Source organism: Salipiger sp. PrR007 (genome assembly GCF_010499845.1).
Classification (GTDB): Bacteria; Pseudomonadota; Alphaproteobacteria; order Rhodobacterales; family Rhodobacteraceae; genus Salipiger; species Salipiger pacificus_A.
Genome location: NZ_JAAGOZ010000013.1, coordinates 40,418 through 58,986, shown reverse-complemented (window position 1 = coordinate 58,986; position 18,569 = coordinate 40,418). Strand labels below are relative to the sequence as shown.

At 67.3% G+C, this 18,569-nt stretch carries 19 protein-coding genes; 14 read left to right on the top strand and 5 right to left on the bottom strand.

The genetic code is table 11. The annotated features are described in order from the left end of the window. The first annotated feature begins 10 nt into the window (after nt 1-10). The 10 genes from chvE to G0Q01_RS04820 all read left to right on the top strand — a co-directional run bounded on the left by chvE (nt 11) and on the right by G0Q01_RS04820 (nt 12,400). Complete coding sequence (gene chvE, locus G0Q01_RS04865) at nt 11-1,075, top strand: multiple monosaccharide ABC transporter substrate-binding protein (protein WP_164193756.1); 1,065 nt, start codon at nt 11-13, stop codon at nt 1,073-1,075. Between the two features lie 99 nt (nt 1,076-1,174). Next, on the top strand, nt 1,175-2,692 hold the full coding sequence (gene mmsA, locus G0Q01_RS04860; protein ID WP_164193751.1) for a multiple monosaccharide ABC transporter ATP-binding protein: 1,518 nt from the start codon (nt 1,175-1,177) through the stop codon (nt 2,690-2,692). 13 nt (nt 2,693-2,705) lie between these two features. Next, nucleotides 2,706-3,944: a multiple monosaccharide ABC transporter permease gene (mmsB, locus tag G0Q01_RS04855; RefSeq protein WP_108968236.1), complete on the top strand. Its 1,239-nt coding sequence runs from the start codon at nt 2,706-2,708 to the stop codon at nt 3,942-3,944. Nucleotides 3,945-3,986: 42 nt separating this feature from the next. After that, nucleotides 3,987-5,738, top strand: coding sequence for an L-arabinonate dehydratase (gene araD, locus G0Q01_RS04850; protein WP_164193747.1), 1,752 nt, complete (start codon nt 3,987-3,989; stop codon nt 5,736-5,738). Then, nucleotides 5,738-6,613, top strand: a complete 876-nt coding sequence (locus G0Q01_RS04845) for an SMP-30/gluconolactonase/LRE family protein (protein WP_164193743.1) — start codon at nt 5,738-5,740, stop codon at nt 6,611-6,613. The genes araD and G0Q01_RS04845 overlap by 1 nt, the downstream gene beginning before the upstream one ends. After that, nucleotides 6,613-7,548 (top strand): Gfo/Idh/MocA family protein, encoded by a 936-nt coding sequence (locus G0Q01_RS04840; protein ID WP_164193739.1) that lies wholly within the window; start codon nt 6,613-6,615, stop codon nt 7,546-7,548. Before G0Q01_RS04845 ends, G0Q01_RS04840 begins: the two co-directional genes overlap by 1 nt. Then, a complete protein-coding gene (locus tag G0Q01_RS04835) occupies nt 7,535-8,581 on the top strand; it encodes an aldose epimerase family protein (RefSeq protein ID WP_164193736.1) in 1,047 nt (348 codons plus the stop codon). The genes G0Q01_RS04840 and G0Q01_RS04835 overlap by 14 nt, the downstream gene beginning before the upstream one ends. A 150-nt stretch (nt 8,582-8,731) precedes the next feature. Continuing rightward, a complete protein-coding gene (locus tag G0Q01_RS04830) occupies nt 8,732-9,688 on the top strand; it encodes a TAXI family TRAP transporter solute-binding subunit (RefSeq protein ID WP_164193733.1) in 957 nt (318 codons plus the stop codon). A 90-nt stretch (nt 9,689-9,778) separates the two neighbouring features. Further along, nucleotides 9,779-11,566, top strand: coding sequence for a TRAP transporter fused permease subunit (locus G0Q01_RS04825; protein WP_164193730.1), 1,788 nt, complete (start codon nt 9,779-9,781; stop codon nt 11,564-11,566). An 84-nt stretch (nt 11,567-11,650) separates the two neighbouring features. After that, entirely contained in the window at nt 11,651-12,400 is a 750-nt protein-coding gene (locus tag G0Q01_RS04820; RefSeq protein WP_164213049.1) for an autoinducer binding domain-containing protein, read from the top strand. Nucleotides 12,401-12,413: 13 nt separating this feature from the next. On the opposite strand, the gene G0Q01_RS04815 is transcribed toward G0Q01_RS04820, so the two are convergent. The 5 genes from G0Q01_RS04815 to G0Q01_RS04795 are packed head-to-tail and all read right to left on the bottom strand — an operon-like array spanning nt 12,414 to nt 15,321. Beyond that, complete coding sequence (locus G0Q01_RS04815; RefSeq protein ID WP_164193723.1) at nt 12,414-13,472, bottom strand: energy transducer TonB; 1,059 nt, start codon at nt 13,470-13,472, stop codon at nt 12,414-12,416. Next, complete coding sequence (locus G0Q01_RS04810; RefSeq protein WP_108968248.1) at nt 13,469-13,855, bottom strand: biopolymer transporter ExbD; 387 nt, start codon at nt 13,853-13,855, stop codon at nt 13,469-13,471. Before G0Q01_RS04810 ends, G0Q01_RS04815 begins: the two co-directional genes overlap by 4 nt. Beyond that, nucleotides 13,855-14,247, bottom strand: coding sequence for a biopolymer transporter ExbD (locus G0Q01_RS04805; RefSeq protein WP_255455546.1), 393 nt, complete (start codon nt 14,245-14,247; stop codon nt 13,855-13,857). Before G0Q01_RS04805 ends, G0Q01_RS04810 begins: the two co-directional genes overlap by 1 nt. After that, nucleotides 14,240-14,893 (bottom strand): MotA/TolQ/ExbB proton channel family protein, encoded by a 654-nt coding sequence (locus G0Q01_RS04800; RefSeq protein WP_164193715.1) that lies wholly within the window; start codon nt 14,891-14,893, stop codon nt 14,240-14,242. The genes G0Q01_RS04805 and G0Q01_RS04800 overlap by 8 nt, the downstream gene beginning before the upstream one ends. Beyond that, on the bottom strand, nt 14,890-15,321 hold the full coding sequence (locus tag G0Q01_RS04795; RefSeq protein WP_370457228.1) for a hypothetical protein: 432 nt from the start codon (nt 15,319-15,321) through the stop codon (nt 14,890-14,892). Before G0Q01_RS04795 ends, G0Q01_RS04800 begins: the two co-directional genes overlap by 4 nt. A 331-nt stretch (nt 15,322-15,652) precedes the next feature. Here G0Q01_RS04795 and G0Q01_RS04790 point away from each other — a divergent pair, with 331 nt between their 5' ends. From G0Q01_RS04790 to G0Q01_RS04775, 4 genes are all read left to right on the top strand, one after another. Beyond that, on the top strand, nt 15,653-16,156 hold the full coding sequence (locus tag G0Q01_RS04790) for a DMT family transporter (protein WP_164193713.1): 504 nt from the start codon (nt 15,653-15,655) through the stop codon (nt 16,154-16,156). Then, nucleotides 16,153-16,572, top strand: a complete 420-nt coding sequence (locus G0Q01_RS04785; protein WP_164193710.1) for a DMT family transporter — start codon at nt 16,153-16,155, stop codon at nt 16,570-16,572. Before G0Q01_RS04790 ends, G0Q01_RS04785 begins: the two co-directional genes overlap by 4 nt. A 134-nt stretch (nt 16,573-16,706) precedes the next feature. Continuing rightward, nucleotides 16,707-18,335 carry a (2,3-dihydroxybenzoyl)adenylate synthase gene (locus G0Q01_RS04780; protein WP_164193706.1) on the top strand — a complete coding sequence of 543 codons (1,629 nt, stop codon included), beginning with the start codon at nt 16,707-16,709 and terminating at the stop codon, nt 18,333-18,335. Then, nucleotides 18,332-18,568, top strand: coding sequence for a phosphopantetheine-binding protein (locus G0Q01_RS04775; protein ID WP_203594906.1), 237 nt, complete (start codon nt 18,332-18,334; stop codon nt 18,566-18,568). Before G0Q01_RS04780 ends, G0Q01_RS04775 begins: the two co-directional genes overlap by 4 nt. Nucleotide 18,569: the final 1 nt, after the last annotated feature.

The following is an 18,569-nucleotide window of genomic DNA, read 5'->3' as shown; positions in this document are numbered from 1 at the left end:
GAGGATACCGATGAAACTGACGAAACTCGCGGGTGCGCTCGCGGTAAGCCTCGTTGCGCTTTCCAGCGCCGCCTTCGCCCAGGACAAGGGCACCGTGGGCATCGCCATGCCGACCAAGAGCTCGGCGCGCTGGATCGACGACGGCAACAACATGGTCAAGCAGCTGGAAGAAGCCGGCTACGAGACCGACCTGCAGTACGCAGAGGATGACATCCCCAACCAGCTCGCGCAGATCGAGAACATGGTGACCAAGGGCGTAGACGTGCTGGTGATCGCCGCCATCGACGGCACCACCCTGTCGAACGCGCTGGCCAATGCCGCCGCCTCGGGCGTGCGTATCGTGGCCTATGACCGCCTCATCCGTGACAGCGGCGACGTCGACTATTATGCCACCTTCGACAACTTCAAGGTCGGCGTGCAGCAGGCAACTTCGCTGGTTGAGGGGCTCGAAGAGCGCTTCCCCGACAGCAAGCCGTGGAACGTGGAACTCTTCGGCGGCTCGCCGGACGACAACAACGCTTACTTCTTCTACGACGGCGCCATGTCGGTGCTGCAGCCGATGATCGACAGCGGCGACATCGTCGTGCAGTCCGGCCAGATGGGCATGGACAAGGTCGGCACGCTGCGCTGGGACGGCGCGGTGGCGCAGGCGCGCATGGATAACATCCTGTCGGCCAACTACACCGACAAGGACGTGCACGGCGTGCTCGCTCCCTACGATGGCCTGTCCATCGGCATCCTCTCGTCGCTCAAGGGCGTCGGCTACGGCTCGGGCGATCTGAAGATGCCGATCGTCACCGGACAGGACGCCGAAGTGCAGTCGGTGAAATCGATCCTCGCCGGCGAGCAGTACTCGACCATCTTCAAGGACACCCGAGAGCTGGCGCGCGTCACCGTCGGCATGGTCAACGCGGTGATGGAAGGCTCCGAGCCCGAGATCAACGACACCGAGACCTATGACAACGGCGTGAAGGTCGTCCCGTCCTACCTGCTCGAGCCGGTTCCGGTGGACGCCTCGAACTGGGAAGAGGTCCTGGTCGGCTCTGGTTACTACACCGAAGACCAGATCAAGTAAGCACTCCTCCCGAGCGCCCCATTTGCTCCCGGGGCGCCGAACAGGGGGAGGCCTTTGGGCCTTCCCCGACCTTCACTTCATACAAGGCAGGTACGGGTCATGACTCTTCTGCTCGAGATGCGCGGTATCACCAAGGAATTCCCTGGTGTGAAAGCGCTCGACCAGGTGAACCTTCAGGTCCGCGAAGGCGAGATCCACGCGATCTGCGGCGAGAACGGTGCCGGCAAGTCGACCCTGATGAAGGTGCTCTCCGGGGTCTATCCCGTGGGCAGCTACGACGGGGAAATCCACTACGATGGCGGGCTCGCCGAGTTCAAGACGCTGCGCGACAGCGAGGACAAGGGCATCGTCATCATTCACCAGGAACTCGCGCTGGTGCCGCAACTCTCGATCGCCGAGAACATCTTTCTCGGCAACGAGCGGCAGACCGGTGGCGTGATCCAGTGGCAGGAAACCTTCCGCCGCACCGAGGAGCTGCTGGCCAAGGTCGGGCTGCGCGACGCGCCGGGCACGCTGGTCGACAGCATCGGGGTGGGCAAGCAGCAGCTGGTCGAGATCGCCAAGGCGCTCAGCAAGGACGTGAAGCTGCTGATCCTCGACGAGCCGACGGCGGCGCTGCAGGAGAACGACAGCCGCAAGCTGCTCGACCTCATGCTCGAGCTGAAGGCGCAGGGCGTGACCTGCATCATCATTTCCCACAAGCTCAACGAGGTGCGCTACGTCGCCGACACGGTGACCGTGATCCGAGACGGCATGGCGGTCTCGGAGCTCGACGCCTCGCAAGGGCTCTCGGAAGACCGCATCGTCCGCGACATGGTGGGCCGCGACATGTCGCAGCGCTACCCGGACCGCACCCGGCGCGCCGGTGAGGTAGTGATGGCGGTGAAAGACTGGAACGTCTGGCACCCCGAGCACGCCGAACGGCAGGTCATCAAGAACATCAACTTCAACGTCCGGGCCGGCGAGGTCGTCGGCATCGCCGGCGTCATGGGGTCGGGCCGCACCGAGCTTGCCATGTCGATCTTTGGCCAGAGCTGGGGGCGGAACATCTCGGGCGAAGTCTCGCTGCACGGCAAGCCGATCGACGTGTCGAAGGTGGACCGGGCCATCGAGAACGGGCTCGCCTACGTCACCGAGGACCGCAAGTCGCTGGGACTGATCCTCGATGAGAGCATCCGCTTCAACACCACGCTGTCCAACCTGAACGGCGTGTCCGAGAAGGGCGTGCTGAACGAGGCCGAGGAAACCGAAGTGGCAGAGCGCTACCGCAAGGCGCTGGCCACGCGCACACCGACGGTCATGCAGAAAGTCGGTAACCTGTCGGGCGGCAACCAGCAGAAGGTGGTGCTGGCCAAGTGGCTGTTCACCGAGCCCGAGGTGCTGATCCTCGACGAACCCACGCGCGGCATCGACGTCGGCGCGAAATACGAAATCTATTCGATCATCAACGAGCTCTCTGCCGAAGGCAAAGCCGTGGTGATGATCTCGTCGGAGATGCCCGAACTCTTGGGCATGTGCGACCGTATCTATGTCATGAACGAAGGCGCTTTCGTCGGGGAACTCTCTGCCGAGGAAGCCAGCCAGGAGCGCATCATGTCGCTCATCGTCAGCGAGTGAGAGGGGAGGGGACATGTCCACTCAAACGGCAGAAACCGCAGGGCAGTCCGAAGGCCAGGGCCTGAAGCACTACCTGCGCAACCACATGCGTGAATACGGCCTGCTTTTCGCGCTCATCGCCATCATGGTGTTCTTCCAGGCGGTGACCGGCGGCACGCTGATGCGCCCGGTGAACATCACCAACCTGTTCCTGCAGAACAGCTACGTCATCATCATGGCGCTGGGGATGCTCATCGTCATCGTCTCGGGCAACATCGACCTCTCGGTCGGATCGGTGCTCGGCTTCATCGGCGCGCTGGCGGCGGTGATGATCGTGCACTGGGGCTGGCCCGTGCCGCTGACCATCCTCGCCTGTCTCGTCGTCGGCGGCCTCATCGGCGCGGCGCAGGGCTATTGGGTGGCCTATTGGTCGATTCCGTCCTTCATCGTGACACTGGCCGGGATGCTGGTGTTCCGCGGCGCCTCGCTCTGGCTGCTGCAGGGGCAGTCGGTGGGGCCGTTCCCGCCGGGCTTCCAGATGCTCTCGACCGGCTTCGTGCCGGACCTCTTCCCGCGCGAGATGACCGCCGGATTGGCCGAGATCGCCGGATCGCGCAACTTCAACCTGCTCGCAATGGGCGTTGGCATCATCGCCGCCGTCGCCATCGTCTGGCTCGGCCTGCGCGAACGTGCCCGTGACAAGGCCTATGGCATCGAGGGCGAGCCCGCGAACTTCTTCTGGGTGCGCAATGCCATCGTCTGCGGCGCGCTGCTGTTCCTGACCTTCAAGATCGCCACCTTCCGCGGCCTGCCCAACGTGTTGGTCACCATGGGCGTGCTGATCATCATCTACGCCTTCATCACCCAGAAAACCGTGATCGGCCGCCGCATCTACGCGCTTGGCGGCAACCGCAAGGCGGCCAAGCTCTCGGGCATCAAGACCGAGCGGCTGACCTTCCTCGCCTTCGTCAACATGGGCGTGCTGGCGGCGCTGGCGGGCCTGGTGTTTGCCGCACGGCTCAACACCGCGACCCCCAAGGCCGGTTTCGGCATGGAGCTCGACGTGATCGCGGCGGTCTTCATCGGCGGCGCGTCCATGGCGGGCGGCTCGGGCAAGATCGTCGGCGCGGTGGTCGGCGCCTTTATCATGGGCGTGATGAACAACGGCATGTCGATCATGGGCATCGGCATCGACTACCAGCAGATGATCAAGGGCCTGGTGCTGCTCGCCGCCGTGATCTTCGACGTCTACAACAAATCCAAACAGGGCTGAGCCGCGCGCTCAGCCCCAATACAAGCCGCACCGGAGGCACCCATGTCCGCCAAGGATTTCACTCCCGCCCCCTGGCCGCGCAAGCTGCGCTCGACCCATTGGTACTCGGGCAACTCGCGCGACACGATCTATCACCGCGGCTGGCTGAAGAACCAGGGCTACCCGCACGACCTGTTCGACGGGCGGCCGATCATCGGCATCCTCAACACTTGGTCCGATCTCACCCCCTGCAACGGCCACCTGCGCGAGCTGGCGGAGAAGGTGAAGGCCGGCGTCTGGGAGGCCGGCGGCTTCCCGGTCGAGGTGCCGGTCTTCTCGGCGTCGGAAAACACCTTCCGCCCGACGGCGATGATGTTCCGCAACCTCGCTGCGCTGGCCATCGAGGAAACGCTGCGCGGCCAGCCGATCGACGGCGCGGTGCTGATGGTGGGCTGCGACAAGACCACGCCCTCGCTGATGATGGCTGCCGCCTCCTGCGACGTGCCGTCGATTGTAGTCACCGGCGGGCCGATGCTGAACGGCTATTTCCAGGGCGAGCGCGTCGGTTCCGGCACGCACCTTTGGAAATTCTCCGAGATGGTGAAGGCCGGCGAGATGACGCAGGAGGAGTTCCTCGAGGCGGAGCAATCCATGTCCCGCTCCTCGGGCACCTGCAACACAATGGGTACGGCATCGTCGATGGCGTCGATGGCCGAGGCGCTCGGCATGGCGCTTTCGGGCAACGCCGCGATCCCGGCGGTGGACAGCCGCCGCCGCGTCATGGCGCAGCTTTCGGGCCGGCGCATCGTGCAGATGGTGAAGGACGATCTGAAGCCGTCGGACATCCTGACCAAGGAAGCCTTCGAGAACGCCATCCGCACCAATGGCGCGATCGGCGGATCGACCAATGCGGTGATTCACATGTTGGCGCTGGCGGGCCGGGTCGGCATCGACTTGACGCTGGACGACTGGGACCGCTGCGGCCGCGACGTGGCGACCATCGTCAACCTGATGCCCTCGGGCAAATACCTCATGGAGGAATTCTTCTACGCGGGCGGCCTGCCGGTGGTGCTGAAGCGCCTCGGCGAAAGCGGCCAGTTGCACAAGGATGCGCTGACGGTCTCGGGGCTCAGCATCTGGGATGAGGTCAAGGACGTGGTGAACCACAACGAGGACGTCATCCTGCCGCTCGAAAAGGCGCTGACCCAGCAGGGCGGCATCGCCGTGCTGCGCGGCAACCTCGCGCCCAAGGGCGCGGTGCTGAAGCCCTCGGCGGCCTCGGAGCATCTGCTCAAGCACAAGGGTCGCGCCGTGGTCTTCGAGGACATCGACGACTACAAGGCTAAGATCAATGATGACGCGCTCGACATCGACGAGACCTGCATCATGGTGCTGAAGAACTGCGGGCCAAAGGGCTACCCGGGCATGGCCGAGGTCGGCAACATGGGCTTGCCGCCGAAGGTTCTGAAGAAGGGCATCACCGACATGATCCGCATCTCGGATGCGCGCATGTCGGGCACCGCCTATGGCACGGTGATCCTGCACACCTCGCCCGAGGCGGCCGCGGGCGGGCCGCTGGCGGTGGTTAAGAACGGCGACATGATCGAGCTCGACGTCGAAAGCCGCCTGCTGCACCTCGATATCCCGGAGGCGGAGCTGGAGGCGCGGCTTGCCGCATGGCAGCCGACGCATGACCTGCCGGGCAGCGGCTACGCCTGGCTGCACCAGAGCCACGTCGAGGGCGCCGACACCGGTGCCGATCTCGACTTCCTCAAGGGCTGCCGCGGCAACGACGTGGGCAAGGACAGCCACTGATGGAGGTCTTCGACGCCCGGATTTGCGCGCTTGGCGAGGGGGTGCTCTGGCATCCCCTGCGCGAGGAACTTTTCTGGTTCGACATCATCGGCAGGCGCCTGCTGTCGCACCACCCGGCCTCGGGGCACACCCGCGCCGTGCCGCTTACCGAGATGTGCTCGGCGGCGGCCTGGATCGACCGCGACCGGCTTCTGATCGCCTCCGAGACCGGGCTCTGGACGTATGACCTGACCACCGGGGTCTTCGGGCATCTCGCGGATCTCGAGAAGGACAACCAGGTGACCCGCTCGAACGACGGGCGGGCGGATCCCTGGGGCGGCTTTTGGATCGGCACCATGGGCAAGCAGGCCGAACCCCACGCCGGGACGATCTACCGCCACTATGGCGGAGCCCTGCGCAAGATTGCCGACGGCATCTCGATCCCTAACGCCCTCTGCTTCGATGCGGCGCGCGGCTGCGGCTACTTCGCCGACACCCATGCGCAGCTGCTCTTCCGCGTGGCGCTGGACGAGGCGGGCTGGCCCAGCGAAGCGCCCGAGGTCTTCGTCGACTTCAGCCATACCGGGCTCAGGCCCGATGGCGCGGTGACCGATGCGGCCGGTAATCTTTGGCTGGCGCTCTGGGGGGAGGGCGCGGTGATCGAGATATCGCCGGATGGCAAGCTCGGCGCGCGCCACGAGCTCGCCGCGCCGCACAGCACCTGTCCGGCCTTCGGCGGGCCCGATTTCGCCACGCTCTACTGCACCAGCGCGACGCAGGGCCTCGGCCGCGAGGCGCTGGCAGAGGCGCCGCACTCCGGCGCGGTCTTTGCCGAGCTCGGCGCAGGGCAGGGCAGGGCGGAACCCGCCTTCATCCTCGACACGGGAGACGCCTGATGAGCGATCCGATCCAGCTTGGCCTTGTCGGCCTCGGCACCATTGCGCGCAACCAGCACCTGCCCTCGCTCGAGGATGTGCCGACGCTGAAGCTGGCCGCCATCGCCAGTCGCCATGCCGGGCATGACACGCTGCCCTCTTTTCACGACATCGAAGAGATGATCGCCAAGGCGCCGGGACTGCAGGCCGTGTCGCTCTGTACCCCGCCGCAGGGCCGTTTCGCCCAGGCCGCGGCGGCGATCCATGCGGGCAAGCACGTGATGCTGGAAAAACCGCCGGGCGCGAGCGTCTCGGAGGTCGAGGGGCTGGCCCGGCTCGCGCGCGACAAGGGCGTGACGCTCTTTGCCACCTGGCACTCGCGCGAGGCGGCGGCGGTCGAAGACGCGCGGGATCTGCTGGCCGGGGCCACGGTCAAGCGGGCGACGATCACCTGGAAGGAAGACGTGCGCCACTGGCACCCGGGGCAGGAATGGATCTGGCAGCCGGGCGGGCTTGGCGTGTTCGATCCGGGCATCAACGCGCTGTCGATCCTCACGCGCATTCTGCCCGAGCCGGTGCACCCCGTTTCCGCGCAGCTCGACGTTCCCGAGAACAAGCAGGCCCCCATCGCCGCGAAGCTCGAGATGGAAACCGCCTCCGGCGCGCCAATCGCGGCCGAGTTCGACTGGCGTCAGACGGGCCCGCAGACCTGGGACATCCTCGTGGAAACCGACGGCCCCGACGTGCTGCTGCGCGAGGGCGGGGCGAAGCTCTTCGTCGGCGGCGAGGCGCGGATCTCGGCCGAGGACCGCGAGTACCGACGTCTCTACGCCCGGTTCGCCGAGTTGATCGCGGCGGGGCAGTCCGATGTCGACCTCGCGCCGCTGCAGCTGGTGGCCGATGCCTTCCTGCTGGGCGCCCAGACCCGTGTCGAGGCCTTCCATGACGATCCCTGAGCGCCATTCCTTCGGCCACGTCCGCTCGAGTACCCCGGTCGAGCGCATTGTGCTGCGCGCGGGCGCGGCGCGTGCCGAGGTGCTGACCTACGGCGCGACGCTGAAATCGCTGCATGTGCCCGACCGCGAGGGCCGGCTGGACGACATCGTCCTCGGGTTCGACGACCTGCAGGGCTATCTCGACAACCGCATGTTCTTCGGCGCCTCGGTGGGACGGGTGGCGAACCGCATCGCCGGTGGCCGGTTCGAACTTGACGGGCACAGCTACCAGCTGGCGCAGAACGAGGGAGAGACCACGCTGCACGGCGGGCCCGACGGGTTCGATCGGCGCAACTGGGCAGTGGCCGAGATGGGCGACGGTTCGGTGACGCTCGAGATGGTGAGCCAGGCGGGGGACCAGGGGTTTCCCGGCACGCTGACAGCCCGCGCGACCTACACGCTGCGCGAGACGCCTGCCGGCCCCTGCCTCGGCATCACCTACGAGGCGGAGACCGAGGCGCCGACCATTGTTTCGATGACCAACCACAGCTTCTTCGCTCTGGCCGGGCTCTCGGCGCTGCCGGACCGCCCGCGCTCGGCGCTCGAGTACCGGCTGAAGGTGCCCGCCTCGCGCTACCTGACAGTGGATGAGGCGCTCATCCCCTCCGGCGTCGCACCGGTCGGTGCCAGCCCCTTCGACTTCCGCGAGGGGCGGCAGCCGCTGACCGCGGTGCGCTCGGGGGCCCTGGATGGCTATGACCATTGCCTTTGCCTCGATCCCGGAGAGATCGAGCTGCACGATGCCGCCAGCGGACGGCTGATGCGGATGACCACCAACCTGCCGGGGCTGCAGGTCTATACCAGCAACTTCCTCGACGGCTCGGTGCCGGGCAAGGGTGGCTACGCCGCGCGCAAGCATGACGCCATCTGCCTCGAGCCGCAGATCTGGCCCGACGCGATCAACATGCCCGAGAGCTGGGGCGCGCAGAGTCCCGTGCTGCGCCCGGGCGAGACCCGCCGTGCCGAGATGAGCTTTACCTTCGGCATCCGCTGAGGCGGGAGCCCCTCGCAAGAGCCCCGTGAGCTGTGCCATCCTCGCGCTGGGGGGCGCCCGGACGGGGGCGCAGCCCGCGCAAGGCATCTGCTTGACCCGACGGGACACGCGGTGTCTATGTCACGCGAAGCTTTTGGAGGAGCTGGACAAATGAACTTTCTTGGCAAGGCCGCACTGGCGGCAGGGCTTGCATTGCTGGCAGCTGTGCCGGCGCAGGCGGAAACCCGGGTCACGCTGAAGGCGGCGAAGTCGGGCTCCTCCTATTACCAGATGAGCGTGCAGATCGCCGAGGCGATGAAGGCGGGCACCGATGGCGGCGTGATCGTCACCGTCGAGGAAAGCCAGGGCAGCCAGCAGAACGTGATGGAAGTGCGCGCCCGCGGCGGCGACTACGTCTTCACCTCGCCGCCCGCGCTGGTCGCGGCGGCCCGTGATGGCAAGGGCGCCTTCGAGGGCAAGGAGACCCCCGCCTTCGGCGAGATCCGCGCGCTCTTCCCGCTGCCCTCGCTTACCATGCATTTCGTCATGTCCAAGGCCAGCGGCGTCACCGATTTCGCCGGCATGGACGGCAAGAACATCCTGCTCGGCAAGGGCAGCTTCGGCGCAACAGAGGGCGAGAAATACCTCGGTCTCTTCGGCCTCGACGGCAAGGTTAAGATCGCCGATGTCGAGCTGTCGAACGCCGTGCCGGCGCTGAAGAACGGCCAGATCGACGGGTTCGTCACCGCGGGCAGCTTTCCGGCGCCGAACGTCGTCGAGGCCGCCGCCTCGACCGATGTGACCGTGCTGTCGCTGACCGATGAGCAGGTCGCGCAAACCGGCCGCGCCAAGCTGGTGATCCCGGCGGGCACCTATGCCGGTCAGGACGCGGACATCGTCACCACTTCGCTGCCGGTGGTGACCTACACCACCACCAAGATGGATGACGAGACCGCCTACCAGCTCACCAAGACCTTCTGGGAGGAAAAGGCGCGCATGGGCGAGGAATCGCCCTGGTGGACCGGCGTCGATGCGGCGCTGCTCGAGAACGTGACCGGCAAGCTGCACCCCGGCGCGGTGCGCTATTACGAGGAAGCGGGCATTGCGCTGAGCGACGCGCAGAAGTAACCCGGCGGAAAGACAAGGCAGGCGGGCCGGGCAGTTCTGCCCGGCCCGCGCTCATTGAGACGAGGGCAGGTGATGGGGCTTGAGACGCAAATGCCACAAGCGGCATGGCAGCGGGCGGTGTGGATCGGGCTGGCGGCGCTGGTCGTGGTCTATCACCTCGGGCTGGTGTTCTCGGGGCTCGTGCCCAATCTCGTCAGCCGGCCGCTGCACATGGCGGTGATCCTGCCCTGGGTCTTCCTCTTCGGCGCAACCGGACGTTGGCAGGTGATCTCGGGCGCGGTGCTGACCGTTCTGGGCGTCGGTGCCGCGGGCTGGATCGCGCTCAACCACGAGATGCTGGGCGACCAGTACGGGTTTCTCGAGAGCAATTTCCAGATCGGCGTCGCGGCGGTGCTGCTGCTCTGCGTGATCGAGGCAGCGCGGCGGGCCATCGGCTGGCCGCTGCCGCTGGTCGCGGTGATCGCGCTCGCCTATGCGCTTCTCGGGCAGTACATCCCGGGCGAATTCGGCCACGCCGGCACGCCGATCCAGAGCTTCCTCGGCACGATGACCATCGCCGAGGGCGGGATCTGGGGCTCGCTCACCGCGGTCTCCGTCGGCGTGGTGTCAATCTTCGTGATCTTCGGCGCTGTCCTCAACGCCGGAGAGGCGGGGCAGGGCTTCATGAACGTTGCCGCCGCCGCCGCGGGGCGGCTGACCGGCGGCGCGGCCAAGGTTTCCGTGCTCAGCTCGGCCCTCTTCGGTTCGATCTCGGGCTCGGCCAGCGCCAATGTCGCCTCCACCGGCGCGATCACCCTGCCGGCAATGACCCGGCTCGGCTACCCCAAGCGGCTGGCCGCCGGGGTCGAGGCAGTGGCCTCCTCGGGCGGGCAGATCATGCCGCCGCTGATGGGGGCAGGGGCTTTCGTCATGGTCGAGCTGACCGGCACCCCCTACACGCAGATCATGGGCGCGGCGATCCTGCCGGCGATCCTCTATTTCTGGGCGGTCTGGGTCGGCATCAACGCCTATGCCACGCGCTTCGAGCTCAAGGGCATCCGTGACGAGGACCGCCCGGCGAAGCGCGACGTGGTGATCACCGCGCTGTTCTTCCTCGTGCCCTTCACCGTGCTGATGATCGGCATGTTCGGAGTTGGCTACACGCCGCAATACGCCGCCTGCCTCGCGATCCTCGCGGGCGCGCTGCTGCTTCTGACCAATGGCCGGCTGACCTTCGATCCGCGCCAGACCGCGGAGCGCGTCACCGAGGCGCTGCTCAACTCGGCCAAGCAGGTTGCGATGATCGCCGCGATCATCCTCTGTGCTTCGATCGTGATCGGGGTGCTCGGGGTGACGGGCCTCGGGGTCAAGATCACCTCGCTGATCCTGTCGGGCTCGGGCGGCCTGCTCTGGCCATCGCTGATCCTCACCGCGCTGGCCTGCCTTGTGCTGGGCATGGAGGTGCCGACCACCGCGGCCTATGTGATCTGCGTCTCGATCGCGGGACCGGCGCTGACCCAGCTCGGCCTCGCGCCGCTGCAGGCGCATCTCTTCGTCTTCTGGTTTGCGCTGCTGTCGACGATCACGCCGCCGGTCTGCGGCGCGGTGTTCATCGCGGCGGGGATGATCGGCGAGAACTGGGTGAAGGTGGCGGGCACCGCCATGGCGCTGGGGATCGGGCTCTACATCATCCCGCTCGGCATGATCGCCAACCCGGGCATCCTCGAGCTGACCACGGCCCCGTCGCTGGCGCTCTTTGCCTTCGTCCGGATCGGCCTTGGCCTGGCACTTATCTCCCATGGGCTGATCGGCCGGCGCCCGGCATTTGTCAGGGCGCTCTGCATCGTCTCGGGGCTGGCCGTCGTCTTCGGCGGAATCCTGCTTCAACCTATGCTATAGACGCTACGGAAACTTTCTCTCTGGCCTTTCATGCAATCCCGTGTTCACATTGAGGTGGGATACGCAAACGAAGACGTGAGTGACATGGTTTCGACTCGTTACGCGAAGCTGTTGATCGACACGGCTGACACCCTTGCAGGGGCGCAAAGCGCGCAGGACTCCTGGGATGCGGCGGTGCGGATCGGGCGCAGGATCGGGGCCACGGACCTCAATTGCGGCGCGATCATGCGCGACTCGCGCGAGGTGGCGTGGCTGCGTAGTTCGATGGATATGCGCTGGTTGCGGCACTACCATCAGGCCCGTTTCTACGAAGTCGATCCCGTCCTGGCCGCCTGCAAGGCGGGCGTCAAGAGGCAATTCGTCGATGTCTCGGAGAGGTACCGCCGGTCGGGCGGCACGCGTCAGCGCGACCTGTATGGCTGCCTGATGGACTTCGAGTACCGTTATCTGCTCACTCAGACCTGGATCGTCGGTGCCAGCGAGCGCACCATCGTGCTTGGTTGCGCCAGCGACCCGAAGGATTTGTACGGTCCGGGAACGGCGCGCGCGTTCCGCGCGATCTCGGCGATGCTCAACGACGCGATCCTGCCGCCAGGCGAGGAGACCGCGCAGGAATGGATCTGCGAGTCGCCCTGGGCGCAGCTGAGTGCGCGGGAGCGCGACGTGCTTGGCTATCTCGCGCACGGGCTGCGGCTGCATGAGGTGGCCGAGCGCTTCACGATCACCGAGCAAGAGGCCGCCCGCCACCTGCTCAGCGCCTGCAGGACGCTGGGCGTCGCCGCGCCCGAGCAGGCGCTGTCGATGGCCATGGCGCGGGGCTTGCTCTCGCTCTGAGGGCGGCGCCCGATCACCGTCCCTTGATCTGGATCGTGAAGCTCGTCTGCGCCCCCGCCGGTGGCGCGGGGAAGGGCGAGGCGCTGCGCACAACACGCAAAGCTGCCTGGTCCAGCGTCGCCGAGCCGGAGCTGCGCGCCACCGAGGCTCCCGCAAGACCGCCGTTGCCGGAGACCTTGAAGGCGATGACGGCCGCGCCGCGCGCGTTCACCCGGGGCCGCGGCACCCGCGAGAGCTTGCGCATCACCAGCCCGGGGTAATTGCTGACGGCGGCATTGCCGGCCTCCTGCGCCTTGCCGCCGTTGCCCGCGGTGGCCGAGCTGCCTCCGGCGCGACCGGTCGCCGCCCCGGCGGTGGCGTTCTGCTCGGCATTGCCCTGCGGACGCGCGGCCTGACGGCGCGGCTCGGGGGCTGGCTCGGGCTTGCGTTGGGGCTGCGGTTCGGGCTCCCGCGCGCGTTGCGCGACATCGGGTGTGCGCAGTTTCGGACGCGCGGACTGCTCCGGCGCGGTCTCGGTGACGTCTTCGGGCTCGGGCTCTTCGGCGGCGAGCGTCTCGGGTTCCGGGGCCTCGGCGGTGAGCGTTTCCGGCTCGGGCTTCGCGGGACCGGCGATCTCCGGTTCGGGCGTATCTACTGTCTGCGGCGGCTGCGCCTCCAGAAGCTCAGGCTCGGGCTGGTCCTCGGGCTCGACAGGCGCCACCGGCGCGACTGGCAGCACCGGCTCTGCCTCGAGCGGGGGAACCACGGGCAGGGCGGCGGTCAGCTCGGCCTCGCGAGGGGGCTCGGGTGCGGGCACAGGGGCAACGGGCTGCGCCTTTTGGATCTGCTGCGGCTGGATCGGCTCCGGCTGGTCGGGCTCGACCGTCTCGGCGGTCTCCTCGACCGGATCGGCGCTGATCGTACCCACGGCCATGTCGGCGAAATCCGTGCCGAGGGCGAGGTCGCTGCCACCGGCCATGCCCTCCATCTCGGCCTGCATCTTCGGCGGCATCACCGCCAGCAATGCGCCGCCATGAGCAGAAAGCGCCAGCACTGCGGCGGCCAGCTTCACCTTGCGCGAGGATGCGATCATTCAAGCCCCCTTTCGGTGACGATCATCACCTTCTCGGCCCCGGCGGCACGCAGGGCACGGCCGATCTCCACCAGCCTTGCGGCGGGCAGGTCGCGGTCGGGCACAAGACGCGCGAGCGTCATCGCCTCGTCGCCGAGCGCTTCGAGGAAGGCCTCGGGCGCCTCGATCGCTTCGCCGCGGACGGACATGCTGCCATCGGCGTTGATCACCAGCGCGTCGGCGGGCGCGGCACCTTCGAGATCGGCGGTGTGCACGAGGTTCAGCGCCGGATCGAGCGGCCGCGCGACGGTGCCCGCGACGAGGAAGAAGACCAGCATCAGGAAGACGATGTTGATCAGCGCGATCGTTGGTTCGCGCTCGGATTTCTGTTTCCTGCGGCGCATCACGACGCTCCCAGAACCGTGGCGCGGAAGCCGCTGACGCCGCGCAGGGCCACCAGCAGATCCGTCAGCCGTTGCGATGAGACCTCGCCGCGCAGCGCCACGATGAGCGGCTGCGGGGGTGTGTTCTCGGCGACTTCGCCCCGCGTCTCGCCCAGCTTGGCCGGAAGCTCCTCGAGGGTCATCTCGGCGCCGTTGAGCCGGACCGTCTCGGGCCCGAGCTGCAGGAACAGCGGGCGGGTGTCCGCGGCAGTGGCCCCGGATCCGGCGGCGGCGAGTTCCACCTCGGCGAAGCGCGTAAAGGTCGAGGTCAGCATGAAGAAGAGCAGCAGCAGGAAGATCACGTCGATGAGCGAGGTCATCGACAGCCTCCGCCGCCGGCGGATCTTACGCATGGCGTGCGGCACCCTCGGCCAGCCGCGCCTCGGCGGTGCTGCCGGTGGGCGACAGGATGGTGTGCACCGCGCGCTCGGCCAGCACGCGCTCGGATTCCATGCGCGCCTCGAACCAGCTCAGGATCACGGCGGTGGGCATGGCGACAACGAGGCCGACCGCCGTGGTCAGCAGCGCCACCCAGATGCCGCCCGCAAGGATCGACGGGTCGACCTGGCTGCCCGCGTCCTGCAGCGACTGGAAGGCCGAGATCATCCCGAGCACGGTTCCGAAGAGACCCAGCAGCGGCGCCAACTGCGACACGGAGTCGAGCAGTCGGAACCCTTTTTCGAGCCGGGCGAAACGGGTCTCGGCCTCGGCTTCGAGCCGTGCCGGATCGGTCTGGCCGGACATGGCCATATCGATCACCGGGCGCAGGTAGGAGCGCGAGCGGTTCAGCGCCTCGCGCGCGCCGGCGCGGTCGCCGCGGTCCCAGGCGTTGACCGCCTCGCGCAGCGCTGCGTGGCGGCCGACGCCCGAGGCAGCGAACTGCCAGAGTTTGTAGAGCACCACCGCCAGCGTCAGCAGCGAGATGGCGACCAGCAGCAGAACCACCGGTCCGCCGAGGTCGGCGATGCGGCGCAGGCCGTCCAGGATCGTATCGATCATCCGATCACCTCCACGTCGCTGCGCGACCTAAGCTCGAGCCCCTTGGTGCAGAGGTTCGACTCGGTGCCGCCCGCCTCGCACCGGTTGGCACCATTGATGAGAATTTGTCCGAGGCCCTCGCAACCAGTGCCGGGCACCACGAACTGGCGCACGCGCGGACGGCCGGCGGGCAGGGCGCCGAAATCGAAGAGGGTCAGCCGGTCGACTTGCCCTTCGGTGTTCAGCAGCACGGTCTCGTAAACCGCCGCGTCGATGTCGGTGTCATGGCCGTTTTCTATGAGGAAGCTGAGCTGGCAGCCGCTCTCGACGCTCTTGGTGGTGTTGAGCTCGAGCGAGAGCGTTCCGGCGGTGCCGGTCCCGGCCTGCTGGGCGGCGAGCGGCACCGGCAGCAGCATGAGAAGCGGCAGGGTCATGCGGAGAATACGCAAAACTTGGGTCTCCTGACTTTGGCTAGAAGGGCTCGCCCGCGGGGGTCCGGAGGCTGGCATGCACGGGGAGATAGGACTCCATTCTCGCTCTGTCTGGCACGAACGCAAGCGATGCTCAATACCTGACTAAATCAATCCAGAATAAAGCTTCCCTAGGGGCTGGGCTGAACACGCCCATTCCCGGCGAAGCCGCCGCGCCAGCAGGGCGTACTTGCGGCGGCCGGAGGCGCTCGTGCCGCGCGGTGCAATATCTCGCGCAACCGGGGGCTTACCTCCGCCACTTCCGCAGCGTAAGGAGGTTGCAAGTGCCCTCCAGACAGCAGGACAGACCATGGCTGCCCGTATTCCCCCCGCCGCAGAGCCGCGCCGGCCGCACCCTTTCGAGATCCTTGCCGCCCTCTGCGCCGGAAGCTTGCTGACGCTCATGCTGCTCAGCAACGGCATGATGGCCGCGCATACGACGCCGATCTTCGCCTCGCTGACCGCCCATGGCGTCGGCACGGTGGTGGCTGTGGTGCTGCTCCTGCTGTTCCGGCTCCGCAAGCCGGTGCAGGCCCGTGCGTCTGTGGGTCGGGCGCCGCTCTGGGCGTATCTCGGCGGCATCTCAGGCGCGCTGACGGTGGTCGTCTCGACGGTGGTGGTGAACTCGTCCTTGGCGCTGACCGGTACGATGGCGCTGGGGCTCGCCGGTCAGGTGCTGCTGGCGCTGCTCTTCGACGCCACCGGCGCACTGGGGCTCGAGCGGCGGCTGCCGCGGCGCAACGACTTGCTGGCGCTGGCGGCAATCGTCGGGGGCACGCTGCTGATCATCTTCGCACGGGCGGGCGCGGCATGATCTGGATGATCCTTCTCGGCCTCTGCTCGGGCATGCTGGTGGCGCTGTCGCGCCAGCTCAACGGGCGGCTCGCGCTCTCGACCTCGGCCATGCAGTCGTCGTTCTGGAACCACCTTGTCGGCTTCGCGGTGCTTGTGCCCTGCGCGCTGATCGCGGGCAGCTTCTGGCCCGCCGAGGCGGCCTCCGCCCATTGGTTCGCCTGGGTGGGCGGGGCAATCGGTGTGGTCTTCGTGGCCAGCGGCAGCTGGCTCATCCCGCGGCTCGGTGCGGCGCTGACCGGCGGTCTGTTGGTCGCCGGGCAGATGCTCTCGAGCGTCGCTCTGGATTTGCTGCGCGGGGTCGAGGCCGTGCTCTGGATGCAGCTCGCCGGGGTCGCCCTGATCCTGCTGGGGGTCTACCTGAGCCGGAGGGGCTGAAGCACGCGTCAGGGAACGGCGCTGAATTCCCGACTCAAATACACGGGCTTGTAAGTTGACTGTTTTTGTAGTGATTGGTAGCGCAAAGGCGCGATCCGACGCGCGGTGCAGGAACAGTCAGAGGCGACAAGACCATGAGCATCCCCCAGCAGATTTGGCCCGAAGACTTCGCGAAACGCTATGTGGACAAGGGCTATTGGCAGGGGGAGACCTTCGGTCAGATGCTGGACCGGCTGGAGGCGACTCACGGCGCGCGCCTTGCGCTGGTCGCCGGTGAGGCCCGCTGGAGCTACGCCGAGCTGGCCCGCCGCGCCCGCATCGCTGCCGAGGGCTTCGCAGGTCTGGGGCTGGTGCCGGGCGAGCGCGTGCTTGTGCAGCTGCCGAACCGCGCCGAATTCCTCGTCGCGGTCTTCGGCCTTTTCTACGCCGGGCTGGTGCCGGTCTACGCGCTCCCCGCGCACCGCGAGACCGAGGTTCTGCACCTTGCCGCCAAGTCCGGCGCCCGCGCTTATGTGGTTGCCGACCGGCACGACGGTTTCGACTACTTGCCGATGGCGCGCAAGGTACTGGCCGAGATCGACAGCGTCGCGCATGTGATCGTGGCGGGTGAGGCCGCAGAGTTCACCGCCCTCGACAGTCTCGGCGACCAGGGGCTCGCCGCCCCGGTCGCGCGCGACCCGCGCGCGGTCGCCTTCCTGCAGATCTCCGGCGGTTCCACCGGTCTGCCGAAGCTGATCCCCCGCACGCACGACGACTATCTCTACAGCGTCCGCGCCTCGGCCGAGATCTGCGGGCTGAGCGCCGACAGCGTCTACCTGTGCGCGCTGCCCGCTGCGCACAACTTTCCGATGAGCTCTCCCGGCTATCTCGGCACCCTGCATGCGGGCGGCACGGTGGTGATGAGCCCCAACCCGCAGCCCGAGGTCGCCTTCAGGTTGATCGCCGAGCATGGTGTCACGATCACCGGCCTCGTGCCGCCCCTCGCGCTCCTGTGGATGCAGGCCGCGCCGCGCAGCAAGCACGACCTTTCGAGCCTTGAGGTGCTGGGCGTCGGCGGCGCGAAATTCATCCCCGAGGCGGCGGCGAGGGTGCGACCCTTGCTTGGCTGCACCCTGCAGCAGGTCTTCGGCATGGCCGAGGGGCTGGTGAACTACACCCGGCTCGACGACCCCGAAGAGATCATCATCAATACTCAGGGCCGGCCGATCAGCGCCGACGACGAGGTGCTGGTGCTTGACGATGCAGGCAATCCGGTCCCCGAAGGCGAACCCGGCAACCTTTACACCCGAGGGCCCTACACCATTCGCGGCTACTACGAGGAGCCTTCGGCCAACGCCCGCAGTTTCACTGCCGATGGATTCTACCGCACCGGCGACGTGGTGCGCCGCCTGCCCGGCGGCTATCTCGAGGTGCGCGGCCGGGCAGGCGATCACATCAACCGCGCCGGCGAGAAGATCTCTGCCGAGGAGGTCGAGGATCATCTGATCGCCCACGAAGGCGTCTTCGACGCAGCGGTGGTCTCGGTGCCCGACCGCTTCCTCGGCGAGAAGACCTGCGCTTTCGTGGTGCGCAGCGATGCGGTCGAGGTGCAGTCAAAGGACCTCAAGGCCTTTGTCCGCAGCCGCGGCATCGCCGAGTTCAAGGTGCCCGACCAGATCGTCTTCGTGCCCGCTTTCGAGACCACCGCAGTGGGCAAGGTCAGCCGCAAGGCCCTGCGCGCCGCGCTGAAAGATAAATACCTGGAAAAAGGAGAGACCGCGTGAGCCTTACGCAGGACAAGATGCGCGCCGATATCGCCGAGGCGCTGGAGATCACTCCCGAGGAGATCACCGCCGAGGCCAACCTCTTCGATCTCGGGCTCGACTCCATGCGGCTCATGTCGCTGGTCATGACCTGGCAGGAGGCGGCCGAGGAGGCGGATCTCTCAGAGATCTGGGAGCACCAGACCTTCGCCGCCTGGTGGGGCGTGGTCGCGGCCCAGCACGCCGGGGCCTGAC